The 20,451-nt window shown below is 58.7% G+C and carries 22 protein-coding genes; 14 read left to right on the top strand and 8 right to left on the bottom strand.

The window, feature by feature from the left end; genetic code table 11:
- Positions 1–53: 53 nt before the first annotated feature.
- The 7 genes from DESPR_RS12040 to DESPR_RS17410 all read right to left on the bottom strand — a co-directional run bounded on the left by DESPR_RS12040 (position 54) and on the right by DESPR_RS17410 (position 7,586).
- Entirely contained in the window at positions 54–479 is a 426-nt protein-coding gene (locus tag DESPR_RS12040; protein ID WP_015725082.1) for a hypothetical protein, read from the bottom strand.
- 183 nt (positions 480–662) lie between these two features.
- Positions 663–1,586, bottom strand: a complete 924-nt coding sequence (locus DESPR_RS18795) for a pentapeptide repeat-containing protein (RefSeq protein WP_015725081.1) — start codon at positions 1,584–1,586, stop codon at positions 663–665.
- A 149-nt stretch (positions 1,587–1,735) separates the two neighbouring features.
- Complete coding sequence (locus DESPR_RS12030; RefSeq protein ID WP_015725080.1) at positions 1,736–2,599, bottom strand: motility protein A; 864 nt, start codon at positions 2,597–2,599, stop codon at positions 1,736–1,738.
- A 15-nt stretch (positions 2,600–2,614) separates the two neighbouring features.
- Positions 2,615–3,712 (bottom strand): OmpA family protein, encoded by a 1,098-nt coding sequence (locus DESPR_RS17415; protein WP_015725079.1) that lies wholly within the window; start codon positions 3,710–3,712, stop codon positions 2,615–2,617.
- A gap of 204 nt (positions 3,713–3,916) precedes the next feature.
- Complete coding sequence (locus tag DESPR_RS12020; RefSeq protein WP_015725078.1) at positions 3,917–4,717, bottom strand: 4Fe-4S dicluster domain-containing protein; 801 nt, start codon at positions 4,715–4,717, stop codon at positions 3,917–3,919.
- A 55-nt stretch (positions 4,718–4,772) separates the two neighbouring features.
- A complete protein-coding gene (locus tag DESPR_RS12015) occupies positions 4,773–6,983 on the bottom strand; it encodes a molybdopterin-containing oxidoreductase family protein (protein WP_015725077.1) in 2,211 nt (736 codons plus the stop codon).
- Positions 6,984–7,586 carry a TorD/DmsD family molecular chaperone gene (locus tag DESPR_RS17410; protein WP_015725076.1) on the bottom strand — a complete coding sequence of 201 codons (603 nt, stop codon included), beginning with the start codon at positions 7,584–7,586 and terminating at the stop codon, positions 6,984–6,986.
- A 327-nt stretch (positions 7,587–7,913) separates the two neighbouring features.
- On the opposite strand from DESPR_RS17410, the gene DESPR_RS12005 reads away from it, so the two are divergent.
- Positions 7,914–9,023 carry a hypothetical protein gene (locus tag DESPR_RS12005; RefSeq protein WP_015725075.1) on the top strand — a complete coding sequence of 370 codons (1,110 nt, stop codon included), beginning with the start codon at positions 7,914–7,916 and terminating at the stop codon, positions 9,021–9,023.
- Positions 9,024–9,209: 186 nt separating this feature from the next.
- Positions 9,210–9,590, top strand: a complete 381-nt coding sequence (locus DESPR_RS12000) for a thioesterase family protein (protein ID WP_015725074.1) — start codon at positions 9,210–9,212, stop codon at positions 9,588–9,590.
- 80 nt (positions 9,591–9,670) lie between these two features.
- Here DESPR_RS12000 and DESPR_RS11995 read toward each other — a convergent pair whose 3' ends face one another.
- Positions 9,671–10,225 carry a TSCPD domain-containing protein gene (locus DESPR_RS11995; protein WP_015725073.1) on the bottom strand — a complete coding sequence of 185 codons (555 nt, stop codon included), beginning with the start codon at positions 10,223–10,225 and terminating at the stop codon, positions 9,671–9,673.
- Between the two features lie 245 nt (positions 10,226–10,470).
- Here DESPR_RS11995 and ileS point away from each other — a divergent pair, with 245 nt between their 5' ends.
- The 12 genes from ileS to DESPR_RS11935 all read left to right on the top strand — a co-directional run bounded on the left by ileS (position 10,471) and on the right by DESPR_RS11935 (position 20,451).
- Entirely contained in the window at positions 10,471–13,278 is a 2,808-nt protein-coding gene (gene ileS, locus DESPR_RS11990) for an isoleucine--tRNA ligase (RefSeq protein ID WP_015725072.1), read from the top strand.
- Positions 13,279–13,290: 12 nt separating this feature from the next.
- Positions 13,291–13,773, top strand: coding sequence for a signal peptidase II (lspA, locus tag DESPR_RS11985; protein WP_015725071.1), 483 nt, complete (start codon positions 13,291–13,293; stop codon positions 13,771–13,773).
- Positions 13,774–13,790: 17 nt separating this feature from the next.
- Positions 13,791–14,738: an ACP S-malonyltransferase gene (gene fabD, locus DESPR_RS11980; RefSeq protein WP_015725070.1), complete on the top strand. Its 948-nt coding sequence runs from the start codon at positions 13,791–13,793 to the stop codon at positions 14,736–14,738.
- 143 nt (positions 14,739–14,881) lie between these two features.
- The gene (ffh, locus tag DESPR_RS11975; protein ID WP_015725069.1) at positions 14,882–16,231 is read left to right on the top strand and encodes a signal recognition particle protein; all 1,350 of its coding nucleotides are present in this window, start codon (positions 14,882–14,884) and stop codon (positions 16,229–16,231) included.
- Between the two features lie 74 nt (positions 16,232–16,305).
- Positions 16,306–16,563 (top strand): 30S ribosomal protein S16, encoded by a 258-nt coding sequence (rpsP, locus tag DESPR_RS11970; protein ID WP_015725068.1) that lies wholly within the window; start codon positions 16,306–16,308, stop codon positions 16,561–16,563.
- Positions 16,564–16,794 (top strand): KH domain-containing protein, encoded by a 231-nt coding sequence (locus tag DESPR_RS11965; RefSeq protein ID WP_015725067.1) that lies wholly within the window; start codon positions 16,564–16,566, stop codon positions 16,792–16,794. It abuts the gene before it with no gap.
- Positions 16,794–17,336 (top strand): ribosome maturation factor RimM, encoded by a 543-nt coding sequence (gene rimM / locus DESPR_RS11960; protein ID WP_015725066.1) that lies wholly within the window; start codon positions 16,794–16,796, stop codon positions 17,334–17,336. Before DESPR_RS11965 ends, rimM begins: the two co-directional genes overlap by 1 nt.
- Before the next feature lie 13 nt (positions 17,337–17,349).
- Positions 17,350–18,126: a tRNA (guanosine(37)-N1)-methyltransferase TrmD gene (gene trmD / locus DESPR_RS11955; protein ID WP_015725065.1), complete on the top strand. Its 777-nt coding sequence runs from the start codon at positions 17,350–17,352 to the stop codon at positions 18,124–18,126.
- Positions 18,123–18,752, top strand: a complete 630-nt coding sequence (locus tag DESPR_RS11950; protein WP_015725064.1) for an RNA methyltransferase — start codon at positions 18,123–18,125, stop codon at positions 18,750–18,752. The genes trmD and DESPR_RS11950 overlap by 4 nt, the downstream gene beginning before the upstream one ends.
- Before the next feature lie 89 nt (positions 18,753–18,841).
- Positions 18,842–19,189: a 50S ribosomal protein L19 gene (rplS, locus tag DESPR_RS11945; protein WP_015725063.1), complete on the top strand. Its 348-nt coding sequence runs from the start codon at positions 18,842–18,844 to the stop codon at positions 19,187–19,189.
- A gap of 164 nt (positions 19,190–19,353) precedes the next feature.
- Positions 19,354–20,028, top strand: coding sequence for a ribonuclease HII (locus DESPR_RS11940; protein ID WP_015725062.1), 675 nt, complete (start codon positions 19,354–19,356; stop codon positions 20,026–20,028).
- Positions 20,029–20,064: 36 nt separating this feature from the next.
- The gene (locus tag DESPR_RS11935; protein ID WP_015725061.1) at positions 20,065–20,451 is read left to right on the top strand and encodes a YraN family protein; all 387 of its coding nucleotides are present in this window, start codon (positions 20,065–20,067) and stop codon (positions 20,449–20,451) included.

Genomic DNA, 20,451 nt, shown 5'->3' with positions numbered 1-20,451 from the left:
CGTTCGCTGTGAGTTCATCGAGACGAATCACATCGATTGGAAGGCATATAAGTTTAGACACGATCAGAAAGAATGATTCCTCGAAGAATTTTTGTGATCTCTCGTGACTCCTCAGTTAAAGTTATATAAAGTTGTTCACCTTTGATCTTGTCCTCAGCATTTTTTGAATCGGTTAAACTGTTCATGTGATCCATGTTGACCACAAACTGGTCAATTCGGTCTACCAGTTTGTCGTCGTCGATAAGTAGCAGTGCTTTAGAGATCAAACCGTAACTCTGAAATCCTGTTCGCGTCTTACTTGCGTGAAGACCGAAAGACAGGAATTCTTTTATCACTTCTGCAAATGATTCCAGCCTTTTCTCTCGTAGCCAAGTCCTTTGTTCGGCCTTCTCGATACGCCTCTGTAACAAGATAATGTCGAGCAACTTCGCACCGAGTGTACCAATCCCGATACCAGCTATAAATTGAATCCATTCCATTTAGATAAGGGCATCATGGTGAAAGGGAAATGTCTTTTGCTTGCCCGCCATTCCTAAATGTTTAAAAAATAGAGCAAGTTGATCGTTCCCCCGCTCCAGCGAGGGAACGATTAGCGCGATCAATGAAGAGGGAGGGGGGATAGCGCCTCAACCCAAAGGCTAACAGACTCCCCACCTACACCCCTACTTCAGCCCTTTCGCCCCTTCCTTGAGCACCTCGGTCAGATCGGCCTCTTCGAGCCTGGCCCCGGTGAGGTCGGCCTTGATGAGATTGGCTCCCTTGAGCGAGGCGCCGCGCAGGTCAGCGCCGCGGAGGTCGGCACCGGGAAGATTGGCGTAGGTAAGGACGGCCTTTTGCAGGTTGGCTTTCTTGAGATCGGCCCGGCGGAGATTGGCCATGCTCAGGTTGGCACCGTGGAGGTCGGCACCGGCCAGTTTGGCGTCGATCAGTTCAGCGCGGCCGAGATCGACCCCGGCCAGGTCGCAGCCTGGGCAGTCCTTGGCCATGTATTCCACCATGACCCCGGTGTCCTTGCCGCCATGATGAGCGCTCGGCCGTGGTTCCTCGATCAGCGTTGGGGTGGTTGCCTTGCTGGGCGACGCGCTCAGACTGGTGCTGGGCTGCTGCGTGTCGGCCTCGTTCCGGATCGAGCGGCGCAGACTCTTCTTTTTCTTGTCCATGCCGCTGTACAATCCCTTGCTGTCACCCTCCGTCTGCTCGGCCGAATACTGGAGCACGCCGCTGGTATTGGCCAGACGGACCTTATCCATGTCGCCGATGTGGTAGACGGTGAAGCAGCGCAGGTCGCTGTACCACCATTTTTCCATGCGCATGCAGAGTTCGCCGTTCTCGCTGACATCCCAGCTCCCCTTGTCTTTGTCGGTAGAGACGCCCTTGGCGAAGATTTTGCCCGCAGGATCGAAATAGAGCTGGACGTCGTCGCTGAACGAGTGGAGCGCCAAGGTATTGCCCTTGACCAGGCGCAATACCTCGTGCCCGGTCATCTGCACGGCCCCTTGATCCTTGACCAGCGACTTGACCGTGGTTGCCCCGCAGCCATAGAGTACAAGCGCGCAGAGCAGGGCAGGGAGGATGGGAGATCGCATGGGGAACCTCTTCTTTTCTTTTTTGATTGAAAACAATAGGTTGATTTGCTGGACCGGGCGGTGGAAAACCCGCTGGCAGGCCGTATAGTACACGACCGGCGGCTTTTTGCACCCCTGTTTTTCAGGCGCGGAGCGAGGGGGCAGCCAGGCTAGAAAACAGCCGGTCCCGGCCGATCCTGCGGCTCGTCGCGGTCATCGGGTTCGGTGGCGTCCAGCCGGATGTGGAACCGTTCCTGAATGCGCGACAGCGGCACTAGGTCGGCCTTGCGATCGGAGGGGGTGAGGAAGGAGAGCAGTTTGGTGCGGAGCACGGTGGGATTGAGTTCGCTTTCAATGGCGATGATTCCCTCCATGATGATCTTCTGCAACAGCAACTCTTGATTGGTCCGTTCGCGCAGGTTGGCGGCAAAGGGGATGAAGAAGAAATTGGGCAGGATCAGGCCATAGAGGATCGAGGTCAGGGCCAGGGGCACGGTCTTGAGGATGATGCCGGTGTCGTCGATGCCCGCCAGCATGGGAATCAGGCCGGCCACCGAGCCGACGATGCCAAAGGCCGGGCAGAAATCGGCGATGGTGCGCAGCACCCGTTCCGAATCCTCGCGGCGCAGCTTGAAGAAATACATCTCGGTGTTGAGGATGTCGCGGATCTGCTGCGGTTCGTAGTTGTCCACCAGGCACCCCAACCCCCGGCGGAGGAAATGGATCGAGGTCTCGTTTTCGTCCTGTTGCAGCGACAGGATTCCCTCCATCCGCGATTTGATCGCCAGGTTGATCAGGATATCGACGATCTCTGCCTCGGATTTGAGCCGGCTGCGATACGAGGCGCGCACCACCCGCAGCACGATCCGCAACCGTTCGAGCTGAAAGCTGAGCAGGGCGGCGATGGCGCTGCCGCCGGCCACGATCATCAGGCTGGCAATGTTGAAATAGAGGCTGAGATTGCCTTTGATGAGGAATCCACCGAAAAAGAGAAGGCTGCACAACAGCAGGCCGATCAGGTTTTGTCGTTTCATGGCTGGAAAACCCGTTTATTGAAGGTTGGCGGGCATGGCGGCTTGGGCCTGCGGCAATTCCTTGGACAGCACGAGCTCCACCCGCCGGTTGATCTTGCGATTGTCTTCGCTGGTGTTGGGCTTAAGAGGCCGGAAGGAGCTGTAGCCGGAAACACTGAACTGGGTGGCCGGCAGTCCGGTATCCTCGATGAGAAACCGGGCCACCCGCCCGGCTCGAGCCAGCGACAGTTCCCAGTTGGAGGGGAAGCGGGCATTCTTCACCGGACGGTCGTCGGTATGACCGATGACGTTGATCATGTAGGGGGTGGTTTTGATGAGGGCCGATATTTTTTTCAGGGAAACAAGGGCTTCGCGAGTGAGTTCCGCCTGACCGGAGGCAAATAGCAGGTCGCCGGTGAGGATGATGCGCATGGTCTTGTCCGGCACCAGTTCCACCGAGGCGAAACGATCCAGCTGCTCCTTTTCCAGGGCTACCTTGGACAGGTCATAGATCTTGGTGATCAGCTCTTCCTGCTTCTTCTCCTCGGGGACGGGGGCGGGTGGAAGGGGCTGCGCGGGGGAGGCTGCCGTCTGGTTTGCCGACTGCGGAGCAGAAGGCTGCTGCGGCAGCTGGGGTATCGGGGCCAACGACTCGGGCTGCGGCTTCTCCTCGGTCAGTGTATGACGGATGAGCACGTCGGCGCCTTCCTGTTCGCGTTGCGGAGGAATAATGTCCTTGGCGTCATCGGCAATGGTCAGGGAAACATCCTGGGAGATAGGGTGAAAGACCAAGGCGGACGGCGTCTGGTCGGTCTGCACCGGCATGGTTTCATCGGCCACCTTGTTGGGTTTGCCATGGGCAAGGATCTCCTCGTGGGTGCGAAGGTGGGCGAAGAGGGTGAGAAAGAGGATAAACATGGTCATCATCAGATCCGACCAGGCAATCGACCAATGGACCGGGCGGGGCGGGGTCCGCGACCGGTAAAAGGAATCCTCGATGACGAAAACAGGCTGGGAACTCTGCTGCCAGTCGTGGGCAAGGGGCGGCCGTTTGAGGGCGTTGGGCGCCGGTGGGACAACGGTCGGCGCCGATTCCTCGGCAGGGCTGTGTGGGATCGGAGATTGCTTGTCCATGTGTTTTCTTCGGCAGGAAGCGCCCGGAACACAAGCGGATGGTCGGATTTGCCGCTCAGCGAATGGCCATTGTAGCAGAATCGCTTTAAAAAGTCATACGTTGAAACAACGGTTCAGCGTGGGCAGCCTGTTGCGTGGTCATAAAAAATCCCCTGCCGCCGGACAGCGACAGGGGAGCGATCAGATTGAGATCTCGGTAAAAAATTATTTTTCGTCGTTCTGCAGCGATTTGACCAACAGGCCGCCGGCCAGGCCGAGCAGGCCGAGATCTTTGACTTGATTCTTGGCGGTCAGCGACATCTTGGTCAGCAAGCCGCGGCGCAGGGCCACCTTGGGCATTTCCTGGGGGGCGGCCTGCATCAGCAGTTCCATGTCGCCCTTCTTGCTGCCGTAGTACTTGCCATTGGGCCCGATCTGCACTGCTTTGGAGGTCAGGCCCACCGCACCCTTGGCCACATACTTGGCCACTTCCGAGTTGGGATCGTCGAGGTCGCCGAAGATGCGGGCGCGGGCCAGACAGGTCTGAACACAGGCTGGTTCCAGGCCCTCGGCCACGCGCGGCATGCAGTAGGTGCACTTGTCGACCTTGCCGAGGCTGTTGTCGTCTTTCAGGCTTTCGTCGACATAGCGGGCGTTGTACGGGCAGGCGTCACGGCAGGCGCCGCAACCGATGCAGCGCTCGCGGTCGACCTGAACAGTGCCGTTGAACGGGTCTTTCCAGGTGGCGCCCACTTCCATGGTCACGGTCTTGCCGGTTTTGGCGTCCTTGAAGGTCATGTTGACCGGGTCGGCCGGACAGACCGGCACGCAGGGGGGCTCGTTGCAGTGGTTGCACAGGCCGGGATAGTAGGTAGCGGCCATGCCGCTTGAGGTCATGCTCGGTCCCAAGCGGTGGACCCAGTTGCGGTCAAACTGGGCGGGAACCTCCCACTCAGCCTTGCAGGCGATGACGCAGGCATGACAGCCCACGCACCTGTCGACATCGATAATCATGCCATATTGCATAGGTACTCTCCTTCAGAGGTGGTCGTGTCTGACGGTTGCGGGATCATGCCCAAGGTCAGCTGACTTTCACGAGTTTGACAAAGTTGTTGCGCATGCCATGGGCGCCGGTTTCCGGATCGACCGCGAGCTTGGTGATCAGGCTGCAATCATCGACACCCTTGCCCACGCCCAGCGTCAGTTCAGGGTTCATGGAACCGAAGCCGTGGTACATGTAGACGCAATCCTGGCGGATACCGGGGGTAATCTTGACCGTGGTGGTGGTCCGTGACTTGACCCCGTCCTGGTTGACCAGGGAGACGGTATCGCCCTCCTTGAGGCCAAGCTTGGCGGCCAGCTGGTCGTTGATCCACACCGGGTTACTGTCGTTTTCCGCCATCAGCCAGGCGTTGTTCTGGCTGCGGTTGAAGGTGTGGACCGGCGAACGGCCGTACAAGAGGCGCATGTACCCGTCGGGGGCGCGGTCCACCGGGATGTAGGTGGGAATCGGCGGATAACCGTTGTCCTCCAGTTCTTCGTTGTAGAAGAGCACCGTCAGTTCCAGATCGCCGTAGGGCTCCTTGCCCGGCTGAATGTGAATGCCGTCCTCGGCCTTGATTTTTTCGATCGACAACCCGACCCCGGCCAGCATCTTGTCGATGCTTTCCTCCTGGGTCTGCACCGGGATCTTGTCGCCGTAACCCATGCGCTTGGCGATCTCGTTGGTGATGTAGATGCTGTCCTTGCGCTCGAATCCAGGAGCCACCAGCGGCATGCGCGGGGCGATGTACTGCTTGTGCTCCTCGGCGAAATCCCACTGGGTGCCGGTCTTGATCATGTCGTAGCGCTCCAGGTAGGAGCAGTCGGGCAGGAGGATGTCGGCAAACATGGTGATGTCGGTGGGCATGACATCGACGCACATGACAAAGTCCATCTGCTCGAGCATCTTGATGGTCTTTTCCTGGTTGGGAATGGTCTGGATTGGATTCTGGCCCCAGATGACGCAGCCCTTGATCGGATAGGGCTTGCCGGTGATGGCGGTGTCACGGATCAGGTCGGTGGGGGTGCCGGGCGGCGAGTAGTGATACAGATCGGCCATCTCTCGCAGGCTTTCACCGTGGCCTTCGCCCTTGGGCCAACCGACCTTGGCCAGTCCCTTGGGGCCCTTGGGCGGCACGAACGAACCCTTGACGCCGAAAGCGCCGAGCACGCCGGTGAGGCAGGCCAGGGCGCGCTGACGCTGGAAGTCGTTGCCGTACCAGGACACGTGGCGGCCGGGATGAATGGACACATGGGGCATGTTGGCGGCCAGCAGATCGGCCACTTCCTTGATCTGGGCAGCGGGCACGTCGCACTCTTGGGCCGCTTTCTCCAGGGTCCACTCCTTGATCCCTTCGGCCATTTTCTCAAAGCCTTCGCCGTATTCATCGACGAAATCAGCGTTGTACTTTTTATTTTGGATCAGGTAGTTCATGATCGCCAGCAGGAAGGCGGTGTCGGTGCCGGGCCGAATCTGCACCCAGATGTGCGACTTGGCCGCCGCGGCCGAATAGCGCGGATCGACAACAATGAGTTTCGCGCCCCGCTCAAGTCCCTTGAGATACCGTTTGACGTGGGAGACGTGGATGTTCTCGCCGATGTGGTTGCCCAGGAGAAAAATCACCTTGGCGTTGGCCATGTCGACATCCTCGTTGGGCGGCTGGCCAATGGTCGCCATGTAGGCGGTATCGCGGATGCCGCGGCATTGGAAGAACGAGGCCTCGGAAACGTTGTGGGTACCCACCACGTTCTCCAGGAAACCCATCGGATAGGTGGCGGTGGAGCCGTGGGGGAACATGGCGATGCCCTTGGCGCCGTATTTATCCCTGATTTCCTTCAGCTTGGCGCCGCAGGTATCCAGTGCCTCTTCCCAGGAGATGCGCTGCCACTTGGGGGCGCCGCGCTTGCCGACATTTTTCAGCGGGTATTTGAGCCGGTCCGGATCGTAGAGCAGTTTGACGCCGGCATTGCCGCGGGCGCAGATGGACACGCCGTTGTCGATCGATTTTGGATTGCCTTCCAGCTTGATCAGACGGCCGTCACGGATTTTTCCCACCAGCTGACAGCGCCAGAAACACATCTCGCACACACCGCCAACCGCGGTCTGCGTATTTTTGAACGTCCCCGGGGCAACCAGGGGCGTCTTGACAACTCCTGATTCTGCTTTTACCGCCACCTTGGACAGCGGCACGGACGCAGCGGCAATCGAGGCGGCCTTGAGGAATTTCCGCCTGGTAAGGTTCATTGCCATTTACTGTTCCTCCTTGGTGAAAAAATCGATTAACTGTATCGACACCTTGTAGAAGGGATGTCGAGCTTCTGTCATACTTTTTTCCTGAAAACGTTCAAACCACGGCCGAAAAAGGGTCCGCAGGAAAAGATCCTCATCCTCAAACCTCGCTTCAGCGGCTAAGGCAGCCAAAAAATCGAGTTCAAAACTGATGTGATCGGCGGGTTCGCTGTCATTGGCCAGGTCGTAGCCACGCTCGCGGTAAAAATCTCGGGTGCGTTCGGTGGTCCGGCCAAACAGGGTGCCGTCTCCGTCGACATAGACCGAGGCATAGGGCGGAATGGTCGTCCGAGGGGGGGCGGTGATGAACAGCCGGGTGTATTCGGTCCGCAGATTATCCACGACATCGTCTGTTTGCTCTCGCCAGACGCGGAATTCGGCCCGCTCCGCCTGCCAGTCGAGCGATTCCAGCAGAAAATCCATGGCATCAAGGAATTGATCGTTGCAGAAGGCCGGATCGGGGTAACGCATGGTCAGCGCCAAAAAAGAATAGAGGGCGCTGAGAGTGGCGGCTTCGGTCACCGAGGCGTCTTCCTGATCAAGGGGGGTGCTGTGTGCTGCCATGGAGGTGTATGCTGAGAATCAGTGACGAAGGACCAAGGTAACCGTTCGCGGATGAAGAGCGATGATCAATACAAGGCGACTGTGCAGATGGTGAATGATCCCGGATTATTGTTGTTCTGTTGCTCGCTGGACCGACGCCTTGCACCGTCAAAAAATTGGTCACACTGTAGCATAGAATCTTGTATTGCACAAGCTACCTATAATTGGTGCTAAAGGTTTCTTCTTCGCCTGCCGATGAAACGATACGGCCAAGGTGCGCGTTCATGGATGAAGCATCGCCTCGGCCCTCTCGCCACTCATGATAATGATAACCAGGGAAGGGACATCATGCACATCGCCGAATCCTCCATCCAGTTCACCAGTTCGCATGCCGCCATCGAACATCTTGAGCGCCAGGAGTCGCTGACCGTTTGGCGGCAGGGCAAGGAACCGGTCCGCGTGGACCGGAAGAACGCCCAAGACGAACACGTGAAGCAGCAGGCCGAGAAGCTCGCCAAGGAGGCGGTCAAGGTCAGCCTTTCCGCCCAGGCCCAGCAGCAGGCGGTGGCCGCCCCTGCCGCCGAGACCGCTGAGGTGGCCGCACGCGGAGAGGACGGAGAACTGATGACCGACCTCAACATGCGGATTCTCAAGGCCCTGTTCGAGAAGCTCACCGGCCGTAAATTCAAGGTCGCCAATCTACAGGGGGATGGGCAACCGCAACCACCCGCCGCGCAGCCGTCGCCCCCGGTGGAGGGATCGCAAGCACAGCCAGCGCCGCAGCAGAGCGGTTGGGGGTTGAATTACGAGCGCCGCGAAACCTATCACGAGTCCGAAACCACCCGGTTCGCCGCCCAGGGGCAGGTGGTCACCGCCGATGGCCAGCAGGTCCAGATCGACCTTGAGTTGACCATGAGCCGCAGCTTCACCAGCACCCTGAGCGAAAGTCTGCAATTCGGTGACGCGGTCCTCAAGGATCCCTTGGTGATCCAGTTCGACGGGACCGCTGCGCAACTGACCCAGGACACCTTCAGTTTTGACATCGATGCCGACGGCAGCGAGGATCAGATCGCCTTTGTCCGGCCCGGTTCAGGTTTTCTTGCCCTGGATGGCAACAACGACGGGATGATCAACAACGGCAGCGAGTTGTTCGGCGCGCAAAGCGGTGACGGCTTTGCCGACCTGGCCGCCCATGATGGGGACGGAAACGGCTGGATCGATGAAGGTGACGAGATCTATTCCCGTTTGCGAATCTGGACCCGGACCGCTTCCGGCGAGGATCACCTGCTGATGCTTGGGGAAAAGGGAGTCGGCGCGATCTATCTTGGCCGCATCGACACGCCGTTTAGCATCAAAGACAGCAGCAATGAATTGCAGGGACAGGTTCGGGCCACCGGACTCTTTCTCTTCGAGCAGGGCGGGGCGGGCACGATCCAGCAACTGGATCTGGTTGCCTGAGCCTGCGAGCGCCATGGGGGTGTAACACGGTGGTAAGGATCGGGACGGCTGTTGCCGCTTGACGGGTTGGGGATCTGCTGATATAAGCTCAAATTCACGAATGTTTTTGCGATTGAACCCTGCGTCCTCCGGAGAGTGTGCCGGGGGCATGCACAGAGCCCGCAGCTACGGCAAGGAGAAAGCGATATGGATATTCAGATCCCCACGGGTATCAAGGGTAAGGAAGAGCTGGTGGTCACCTTCGAGGAAACCGCCGCCAAGTACGGCAGCGGCTTGGTCGAGGTCTATGCCACCCCGGCCATGGTGGCCCTGATGGAAAAAACCTGCCTCAAATCGGTGCTTCCCTATCTGCCCGAAGGCTTCGGCACGGTGGGCATCAAGGTGGATATCAGCCACGGCAAGGCCACCCCGGTGGGCATGAAGGTCACCTGCGAATCCACCTTGGTCGAGGTTGATCGCAGGCGGCTGGTGTTTGAACTGCTGGCCTACGACGAGAAGGGGGAGATCGGCCGCGGTCGCCATGAACGGTTTATCATTGATCCGAAAAAATTCATGGAAAAACTGTAAAATAATTGCTGGCGTGCCATGAAAGCCGCAGAACGGCGGAATAACCCGATGACTGCGCTTGTTCTTCGGTGGACCCGCGGTTAGCGCGGCTCGTCGCTCTTTTGGCGCGGCACGTTATAACGGCTCAGCACCCCATAGAGCATGTCGGGCAGGTCGTTTTTCTGCCGTGAACTGCGCTGGATCTGCTTGAGGCACTTGTCGAAGGTGAGGGGTTCGCCGAGGAAGATGTGTCTGAGGATCAGGGAGATCAACCGGGTGATGGTGGTCAGGTTGGAGATGCGCGACTGCAGTTCATGGTCGCGGTCAAAGGCGGTCGAGGCAAACACCTCCACCGGCTTGCCGTTGACCTCGCTTACCGACAGGTACCACTTGTTGCGGTCGCGATCGATGGTCCGGTAGCGCTTGCCGTCAAGCACATCGGGCAACTCGGCCTCGCTTTCGATCGAACGGGGAACCGCCTCCGGGAGAATCGGCTCATTGTGCAGCCGCAGCCACAGCTGCCGCACCATTTCCGGCTGTTCCCGCACAATGCGGGCAATGGCCTCGCAGGCCGGACAATAGCCATTCTCCAAGGAAAGCTCCGGCTGTTGCTGGCCGCAGGCCACACAAGAGAATTGGGTTTTTTCGGCTTTCACGCTACTGCTCCATGGGCAGAAAGGGTTTGGGAGGGGCTCTTTTTCTCGTCCGGTCAAGATACAACGGGCCCGGTAAAAGGACAAGCCGGGATGTGCTCTCGTGCCGCCCGCGTGCCGACGGGTTCCTTGCCCGGTCTTCCCCCCTTTTCCCTTGCACATTCAAGCGGGCTTGGTAAAATCCACTGCTTTGTGGACGGCCCGGCTCCGGCCGCATTTCTTTTTCTTTTTGCCAATCAGGAATGACCATGGATTACAGGGAAACACTGAATCTGCCGCAGACCAAGTTCAAAATGAAGGCCAACCTCACCCAGCGGGAGCCAATGGTGCTCAAGCGCTGGGATAAGGAAAACCTCTATCAGCGGTTGCAGCAGATGATGGCCGATCGGCCGTTGTTCATCCTCCATGATGGCCCCCCGTATGCCAACGGCAACATCCATCTGGGCACCGCCTTCAACAAGGTGCTCAAGGACATTATCCTCCGCTCCAAGCGGATGGCCGGGTTCAACGCTCCCTATATTCCCGGTTGGGACTGTCACGGTCTGCCCATCGAGCACAATGTCGACCTGGAGTTGGGCGCCAAGAAACAGGCCATTTCCACCCTGGGCAAACGGTCCGCCTGCCGCAGCTATGCCGAAAAATGGATCAAAACCCAGCGCGAGCAGTTTAAACGTCTCGGCGTGCTCGGCGACTGGTCCAACCCCTACCTGACCATGAGCTTCCCCTACGAGGCGATCATCGCCCGGGAGTTCAACAAATTCCTTCTTTCCGGCGCGGTGGTCCGTTCGAAAAAACCGGTCTATTGGTGCGCCACCTGCGGTACCGCCTTGGCCGAGGCCGAGGTCGACTATGCCGATCACACCTCGCCGTCGGTCTATGTCAAATTTCCGGTGGTCGACGATCTGGGCGAGGTCGCGCCGCAACTGGCGGGCCGTTCGGTATCGGTGCTCATCTGGACCACCACTCCCTGGACCCTGCCGGCCAACCTGGCGATCGCCTTTCATCCCGATTTCGAATACGCGGCGGTCGCCGTTGGCGACGAGACCTGGATTCTGGCCAAGGAGCTGGTAGCCCCCTGCATGGAGCAGTTCGGCATCGACCAGTATGCGAGCATCGCCACCTTTTCCGCCAGCAGCCTGGAAAACAAACGCTGCCGCCACCCATTCATGGAGCGTGATGCACTGCTGGTGCTGGCCGACTATGTCACCGCCGATTCGGGCACCGGTTGTGTCCACACCGCGCCCGGCCACGGCACCGACGACTACCTCACCGGTCTGCGCTACGGTCTGGACATCCTCTCGCCGGTGGACGACGCTGGCCGGTACACGGCGGAAGCTGGGCGATACGCGGGACAGCCGGTGCCGCAGGTCAACAGCCAGATCATCGCCGACATGGCTGCCGCAGGCTCGCTGGTCAAGGAGGCCTCGATCCGGCACAGCTATCCGCACTGCTGGCGCTGCAAGGAACCGGTCATCTACCGGGCCACGGCCCAGTGGTTTATTTCCATGGACAACCTGCAGCTGCGCGCCAAGGCCCTGTCCGCGATCAACGAGGTGCAATGGACCCCGGCATGGGGCCAGCAGCGTATCTACGGTATGGTCGAGGCCCGGCCCGACTGGTGCCTGTCCCGTCAGCGCTCCTGGGGCGTGCCAGTGACCGTGCTCACTTGTGCCGCCTGCGGGGAAATCCTGAAAAACGAGACGGTGTGTGCCCGGATCGACGAACTGTTCATGAGCGAGGGCGCGGATGCCTGGTTCAAGCACGAGGCCGCCGACTTTGTTCCCGAAGGAGTGGCGTGTTCCTGCGGCGGCCGCGAGTTCAAAAAGGAATCCGACATTCTCGATGTCTGGTTCGATTCCGGGGTCAGCCATGCGGCGGTGGTCGAACAGCGCCCGGAACTGCGCTGGCCGGCCGATCTCTACCTCGAGGGCAGCGACCAGCACCGCGGCTGGTTCCAATCCTCGCTGCTCACCTCGGTGGGCACCAGGGGCCGGGCTCCATACCAGGGGGTACTGACCCACGGCTACGTGGTCGACGGTCAAGGCAAGAAAATGTCGAAATCCGTGGGCAACGTGGTCGCGCCCCAGCAAGTCATTGACCAGTACGGCGCCGAGGTCCTCCGCCTGTGGGTGGCCAGCGAGAACTATCAGGACGACGTCAAGGTCTCGGATGAGATCCTCAAGCACGTTTCCGATGCCTACCGCAAGATGCGCAATACCCTGCGGTTTCTCCTCTCGAATCTCTACGACTTTGCCCCGGAACGCGATGCGGTCGACGTTTCCGACCTCCAGGAAATCGACAGGTGGGCGTTGGCCAAGTATGCGGAGCTGAGCGAGCGGGTCACCCGTGCCTACGACCGCTATGAATTCCATGCCATTTACCATGCGCTGCACAACTTCTGCGGCACCACCATCTCGAGCATCTACATGGATGTGCTCAAGGACCGGCTCTACTGCTCGGCGCCAGCTGGCCCGGAGCGGCGGGCGGCTCAGACCGTGATCTACCGCATTCTCGATGGCCTGCTGCGGCTGATGTCGCCGATCCTCTGCTTCACCGCCGCCGAGGCCTGGGAACATCTGCATGGGCTGTCGGACAATACGCCCTTGGAGCAGTCGATTTTCTTCACCCGGTTCGCGCCGGTTGACGATATTGGCAAGGACACTGCCTTTGAGGAGCGCTGGACCAAGTTGCTCACCCTGCGCGGTGCCATTACCCGGGTGCTGGAGGGGGCGCGGCGGGACAAGGTCATTGGCCTTGGTCTCGATGCGGAGGTGGTGTTGCGGGGCAACACTGAGTGGGCTGGATTCCTGAATGGCAGTCTGGACCAGTTGCGGGAATTGTGCATTGTTTCCAGCCTGCGGAGTGCGCAGCCGGGGGAGGGCGGATTTGCCTTTGTCGAGGCGGAGGGTATCCCCGGTTTGGAAATTGCCGTTCATCCTGCTCCTGGCGCCAAGTGCGAGCGCTGCTGGACGATCGCCACCTCGGTTGGCGAGGATCACGAGCATCCGTCGCTCTGTGCCCGTTGCGCCGCCGTGGTTCGTCAGTTGGCGGGATAACGCGGATTCCCGATGCTCTTTTTTTTCACCGTCATTCTGACTGTCATTGGTCTTGATCAGGCAACCAAGTTCTGGATCATGCACCACTTTGTGCTCCATGAGAGCCGGGTGGTCATTCCCGACCTGTTCAACCTGACCTATTTGACCAACAATGGCGCCGCCTTCAGTATTCTCGCGGGGCAGCCCGCTCTGTGGCGACAGGTCTTTTTCATCGCCGCCGCTGGTGCGGCCCTGGTGTTCATCTGGATCGCCCAGCGGAGCTTCGGCCGCCGCAGCATGGCCTATACCCTGGGCTTGGCCCTGATCGCCGGCGGCGCCATCGGCAACCTGATCGACCGCATCCGCTTCGGATTCGTGATTGACTTTCTTGACGTCTACGTCGGCACGTACCACTGGCCGGCCTTTAATATCGCCGACTCGGCGATCACGGTCGGCGTGATCCTCTTTATTGTCAACAACCTCCTGTTCGACCGGCAACAGTCCGAACGGGCCTGAACCTTTTTTGTCAGCACATGAAAAAAACAGCGATTATTTTTCCGGGACAGGGGTCCCAGTTTATCGGCATGGGCCAGGAATTCGTCAATCGGGACCAAGATGCCTCGGTCTTGATGGATCTGGCCGAGACCATCTCTGCCTTTCCGTTGCGCAAACTCTGCTTTGAAGGCCCGTTGGAGGATCTGACTCGTGTCCTCTATCTGCAGCCGGCCTTGACGGTCATCAATTTGATTTGTTGGCAGCAACTGCTCAAACTCCTGCCCGGATTCAAGCCCGCCTTTTTTGCCGGTCACAGCCTTGGCGAGTATTCAGCCCTGCATGGGGCGGGTGTTTTGACCCTGGAGGACACCCTAGCCCTGGTGACCAAGCGCGGGGAACTGATGGAACGGGAAGGCGCGGCCCATCCGGGCGGCATGCGGGCAGTGGTCGGTTTGGCCATCAATGACGTGGAAGCGCTCCTCGAACGCTTCACTGGTCCGGGCGTGGCGGTGGTGGCCAACCACAACACGGCTTCCCAGATCGTCCTGTCGGGCGATGCTCCCGGCTTGGAAGCCATCGGCCAACTCTGTGCGGCCCAGGGCGCCAAGGTGATTCCCCTTAAGGTAAGCGTGGCTAACCACAGTCCTCTGGTGGCGGGCGCGGTGGAGGATTTCGCCGCCTACATGAACAGCATTGAGTTCCAGCACCCCCAAGTGCCGGTCCTGTTCAATGTTACCGGCGACTATGAGCAGAATCCCTCGGCGATGCGGAACATCATGGCCCGGCAGATCGCCTCGCGGGTGCGGTGGCTGTCCATTATCGAGCGGATGGTGGCCGAAGGAGTGGAGGTTGTGGTCGAATTGGGGCCGAAGAACGTCCTCACTGGAATGATGAAAAAAATTCTGCCGAAGGACACGCCGATTACCTGCCTGCAGGCAGACAGTCCGGAGGGACTCCACAAGGTCGCCGAGGTGCTGGCCGGGTGATAACAGCGCGGACCACCATGTTTTTCTTCTCCCTTGACAATAGGGGGCAGGTCGGGTATTAATCGCAATTTTCGTAATGAGAACCGGAGACGGGCGTTTTTCGGCGTTTGCCCCGAAGTCACCGCTTACTGAGCAATGTCAATATGTTTGAGAACTTAACCGACCGCCTCGAAAGCACGTTCAAGAAGTTGCGCGGCCATGGCCGGCTCACTGAAGAAAACATTCAGGAAGCCATGGGCGAGGTGCGCACTGCGTTGCTTGAGGCGGATGTCAACTTCGGCGTTGTCAAGGAATTTATCGCCTCGGTCACCGAAAAAGCCATTGGCCGGGAGGTGCTCACCAGTCTGTCGCCCGGTCAACAGGTGGTCAAGGTGGTGCACGACGAGCTGGTCGAACTGCTCGGCAGTCAGGCTGAGCCGCTCAAGCTCGACGGCCGCCAGCCGGTGGTCATCATGCTGGCCGGTCTGCAGGGTTCGGGCAAGACCACCACCGCCGCCAAGCTGGCCAAGCAGCTCAAGGAGAAGGGGCGCGCGCCCTTTTTGGTGCCGGCCGACGTGTACCGGCCGGCAGCCATCGAGCAGTTGCATGTTCTCGGTGAACAGGTTGGGGTGCCGGTTTATGCTTCCACCACCGAGCAAAAGCCGGTGGACATTGCCCGTCAGGCCGTGGCCGAGGCAAGGACCGGTCATTACGACACCGTCATCATTGATACCGCCGGTCGGCTCCATGTGGACGAAGCCTTGATGGCCGAGTTGCAGGAGATCAGTCGGACAGTTCCCTTGGCCGAGGTGTTGTTTGTCGCCGATGCCATGACTGGCCAGGACGCAGTCACCGTAGCCGACAAATTCAATACCGACCTCGAGATCACCGGCGTTGTTCTCACCAAGATGGAAGGCGATGCCCGTGGCGGCGCCGCCCTGTCGGTGAAGAAGGTGACGGGCAAGCCGATCAAGTTCGTCGGTGTCGGTGAATCGGTCGAGGCCTTGGAGGTCTTTCATCCTGACCGGGCGGCCTCGCGCATCCTCGGCATGGGCGATGTGCTGTCGCTGATTGAGAAGGCCGAGGCGGTCGTTGATCAAAAGAATGCCGAGCGGCTGGCCAAGAAGATCCAGAAAAACGCCTTTACCCTGGAGGATTTTCTCGACCAGATCCAGCAGATCAAGAAGATGGGCACCTTGGAACAGATCATGGGCATGATTCCGGGGATCAACAAACTCAAGCAACTGAAGGACGCGCCCAAGCCGGATCAGAAAGAACTAGTGAAAACCGAGGCGATCATTCGCTCCATGACCCTCAAGGAGCGGCGCAATCACAGAATCATCGACGCCAGTCGGCGGGTGCGCATTGCCAATGGTTCCGGAACCTCGGTCGCCGAGGTCAACCGGGTTCTGAAGAGTTACACCATGATGCTGAAAATGATGAAGAATCTGAAAGGCAAAGGCATCGTGAGTGGCGGCAAGCGGCGGAAGCTCCCCAAGGGGCTTGTCCGATAGATTTTCATACTTTTAACCAAGCACGCTCGGCAGGGGATTCTGCTGGAGCATTATCCACCGGAGGATAGACAACAATGGCAGTTCGTATTCGTTTGACCAGGAAAGGGCGGAAAAAACAACCCTTCTACCGCATCGTCGTGGCTGACAGCGAAGCGCCGCGCGATGGCAAATTTCTCGATATCGTCGGCACCTACGACCCGATGCAGAATCCAGCCGCCGTGACGATCGACAACGAGAAACTTGACAGCTGGATGAAAAAGGGAGCTAAACCGACCGAAACCGTCGAGAGCCTGATCAAGAAGCATGTCCCGGGAGTGGTTGTTGCGGCATAAATGAAAGAGCTGATTGAGTTTATTGCCGCCAAACTGGTTGATCGTCCTGACTTGATCACCGTGACCCAGCAGGAAGATGAGGAGAATCTCATCATTGAACTGCGCGTTGCCCAGGAAGATTTGGGCAAGGTAATCGGTAAACAGGGGCGGACCGCCAGGGCGATGCGCGCAGTGCTTGCTGCTTCGGTGACCGAAGGCGGCAAGCGGACCAGGCTTGAAATCGTTGAATAGTGGCGTCAACTGGATCGGGAACGGGTGACGACTTTGTCGCGCTCGGGTTGATAACGCGACCCCATGGCATCCGGGGCGAATTGAAAATTCGTTCCTTCACCGAAAAACCTGAAAATCTCAACAGGTATCGGCGGCTCTTTTTGGCATCCGATGTGTCGTCGGCCAAGCTAGAATTTACCAACGTCCTCGCACGGGTCAACGGCAGTTCGGTCATCCTGCGATTGAAGGAATGTACGGACCGCGACCGGGCCGAGGAACTTGTCGGCATGTTGATATGGGTGCCGAGCAAGGATCTGCCACCGACCGCGGCAGGCGAGTTCTATCTGCATAGCCTTCAAGGCAAGCAGGCAAGAACCACGGACGGCCAGGAATTGGGAACGGTGGAGACCTTTCTAGCCGGTGGCGGCCAGAATATCCTGGTCATCCGCCAAGGCGGGGAAGAGTACCTTGTTCCGGTTGTCGGGGCATTTATCGTTTCCATTACCGAGAACATGGTCATCCTTGATCTGCCGCTCGGGCTACTTGACATCAACAGGGCGTGAGGATCAAGGATTGATGGATTTTGACATCCTGACCATCTTTCCCGATTTTTTTGTCTCGCCCTTGCAGGAAGGCATTGTCCGCCGCGCCCAGGCGGACGGGAAAATTAGGGTCAGGGTGCATAACCTGCGCGATTTTGCCGTAGACCGTCATCGGATGACCGATGATCGGCCCTTTGGCGGCGGCGAAGGGATGGTGATGAAACCAGAACCCCTAGCCGCCTGTGTTCAGGCGGCCCGACGCCATGAAGGTGAGTCTCGGGTGATTTTGCTGTCGCCGAAAGGAAAACAGTTCCGGCAAGCGGCGGCCGAGCGCCTGGCTGAGTACGATCAGTTATTATTTGTTTGCGGTCGCTATGAAGGGGTCGACGAGCGCTTTTGTGACAGGTATGTCGACGAGGAACTGTCGATCGGCGACTATGTGTTGACTGGCGGCGAGTTAGCGGCCCTGGTGGTTCTGGATGCGGTTTGTCGCCTGTTGCCAGGGGTGCTCGGCTGCGGTGATTCCGTTACCAACGAGAGCTTTAGCTGTGGCCTGCTAAAGCACAAACAGTACACGAGACCACGAATTTTTGAAGAGTTGCCGGTTCCTGAGGTTCTCCTGTCCGGTGACCATGCAGCCATTGCTCGCCACAGGTTTGTGGAATCGGTTCAGCTTACCTTGGATCGCCGACCGGATCTGCTGGCAACTGTCGAGTTCTCACCGGGCGAGCAAAAAATTTTGCGGCAGACAGGACTGCTTGAACGAATACAGTCTCTTGTCAGGCAGCAGAGGAGCCAAAGCCCGCAATGAAGGTTGATCTTGCCTTGGTGCATTTCCCCGTGATCAACCGCAGCGGTGAAACGATTGGCTCGGCGGTCACCAACCTCGATCTGCATGATATCGCCCGGGCTGGCCGCACCTACGGCATTGGCACCTATTGGGTGGTTACCCCTTTTGAGGAGCAACAGCTGTTGGCTCGCCAGATCGTTGGACATTGGACTCAGGGGTACGGCGGCAGCGTCAATCCCGACCGAAGCGAAGCCCTTTCGCTTATCACGGTCTGCGCGACGATTGAAGAGGCGATCAACGGGGCGACCAGACAATTCGGCGCTACGCCCCTGGTGCTCGCCACCTGCGCCAAACAAGTGCATACCGTGGGCTATGCCGAGATCCGCAGGCAAATATGGCGGGAAGATCGGCCTGTCCTACTGCTGTTCGGCACCGCTTGGGGCCTGAGCCCCGAAGTGTTGGCCATGGCGGATGGCATCTTGCCGCCGTTGTGCGGCAATACCGAATTCAATCATCTGTCCGTGCGTTCAGCCGCTTCCATTATCATGGACAGATTGCTTGGCATGCCCGAGGGGTGTGGGCAGAGTTCGACAAGAAGGCAGGAGTCGGAGAGAGCTGACAACTGCAGTCAATATTTAAGTGATTAGATGGTTTTATTTCTGGATGATTTGGAGGCATCCATCGGCTGGGTGACGAAAATGGGACTCCCCCCTGCCGTAAAGCAACGAATATGGCGATGAATATCTTGGATAAGATTGACCTGGAGCAGATGCGTTTTGATATCCCCCAATTTCGACCCGGCGATACCATCAAGGTGCACATCCGGATCATTGAGGGCAACAAGGAGCGTGTGCAGGTGTTTCAAGGAGTAGTGATCAAGCGGAAACGCGGCACCATGAACGCAACTTTCACTGTCCGTAAAATTTCCCACGGCGTTGGCGTGGAGAAAACCTTTGCGCTCCATTCTCCGCGGATCGAAAAGATTGAGATGGTGACCCTTGGTCGGGTACGCCGGTCGCGTCTCTACTATCTGCGCGAGCGTCGTGGCAAAGCCGCACGAATTCGCGAGCGGGGCATTCTGTAAGAAAAAGAAAAACGTTGCGCAGGCGCGAGGGTTTCCCCAGATCCTCGTGCCAGTGCCGTCGACACAGACATATCCGGGCTCTGCGTGACGCCCGGATATGTCTCTTTCTTCCATTTGGGAACTTCTTCCCGCCCCCTCAACGCCATCCTCGTGCCCATGGCGATATGAATCCTCGCACCCTTTTTGCCGATCTGCTTCCGTTTTCCCCCCACACCGATACCTTCTATTTCGAACGACAACTGCAGCGCCAGGGATTTGCTAGGGTAGCTGGTGTTGACGAGGCTGGGAGGGGACCGTTGGCCGGTCCGGTGGTCGCAGCCTGTGTCATCCTGCCAGCGGATGGCGACTTCACGCCCTATGTTGATTCCAAGACCCTGACGCGTCGGCAGCGAGAGCGACTGTTTGAGCTGCTTTCCACCAATGGTGCCCGGATTGGTGTCGGCGAGGCCAGCCCCCGGGAAATCGAACAGGTCAACATTCTTCAGGCGTCGTTGTTGGCGATGAAAAGGGCCATGGAGGCGTGCGGCCAGGTGCCTCCCGGCGGCGTGCCCGATTTTCTGCTAGTTGACGGGAGGTTCGAGGTGCCGGTGCCCGTGGGGCAGCGGACCTTGGTTAAGGGCGAATCAAAGAGCGCTTCCATCGCCGCGGCCTCGATTGTCGCCAAGGTGACCAGGGACAGGATGATGGCCGACGCCCATGCCCTGTTTCCCCAGTATGGGTTTGATCGCCACCAGGGCTATCCGACCAAGGCGCATCGGGAAGCAATCAGGAACCATGGCCCATGTCCGTTGCACCGTCGGACCTTTCGCGGGGTTACCGAGTTTCTGCACCATGGGTGACAGGCTCGCCTTCGCTTGCAATTGTTGGTGCCGGGAATGTTTTTGAAGAACAAACAAGCGACAGTCGTCGTCGGTCGGCAAGGGGAGGAGTTGGCCCAGGAGTATCTGCTCCGGCTTGGCTATCGGATCGTCGCCCGCAATTATCGCAGGCCGTTCGGAGAAATCGACATCATTGCTCAGGATGGGGAAACAGTGGTGTTCGTCGAGGTGAAGAGCCGCCATTCCACGGCGTTCGGCTCCCCTTTGGAGGCGGTGGACGGACGCAAGCAGCGGCAGCTTTCGCGTGTCGCCCAGGAGTATCTGCACAGGCACCACCTGGGGGACAGCACGGCCCGCTTCGATGTCATCGCTGTGCGGATTCACCGGGATTCCCGGCCCGCTACCATCGAGCACATACAAAACGCTTTTGATTTTGCCCTCTGA

The sequence above is a fragment of the Desulfobulbus propionicus DSM 2032 genome (assembly GCF_000186885.1).
Lineage (GTDB): Bacteria > Desulfobacterota > Desulfobulbia > Desulfobulbales > Desulfobulbaceae > Desulfobulbus > Desulfobulbus propionicus.
The sequence above is the reverse complement of the archived record's forward strand: the minus strand, read 5'-3'. Positions and strand labels throughout refer to the sequence as shown.